The 248-nt window shown below is 61.7% G+C and carries 1 protein-coding gene; it reads left to right on the top strand.

The window, feature by feature from the left end; translation table 11 throughout:
* Positions 1–214, top strand: a 214-nt coding sequence (locus P8629_RS12460) for an Hpt domain-containing protein (protein WP_278166413.1), incomplete at its 5' end; no start/stop codon positions are given.
* Positions 215–248 lie beyond the last annotated feature (34 nt).

Genomic DNA, 248 nt, shown 5'->3' with positions numbered 1-248 from the left:
GCAAGTGAAGCGGCTAGCGCACCAGCTGCGCGGCGAGTCGTTGAGCATCGGAGCCGAGCGGTTGGCTGCCGAGGCCAAGCGCCTGGAGCTGATGGCCGATATGCCTGCGCCCGAAGGTGAGCAACTGATGCGTGCATTCAGCAGCGTACGCCACTGCGCAGGTCGTACTAATGCAGCGCTGGAGAAATGGCGTCGTGACCATCAACTCTACTGACAGCGGTATTCGTACTGCTGCAAGTCGCCATGCC

Origin of the sequence: Hydrogenovibrio sp. 3SP14C1 (genome assembly GCF_029625905.1) — a bacterium.
GTDB lineage: Bacteria > Pseudomonadota > Gammaproteobacteria > Thiomicrospirales > Thiomicrospiraceae > Hydrogenovibrio.
The sequence above is the reverse complement of the archived record's forward strand: the minus strand, read 5'-3'. Positions and strand labels throughout refer to the sequence as shown.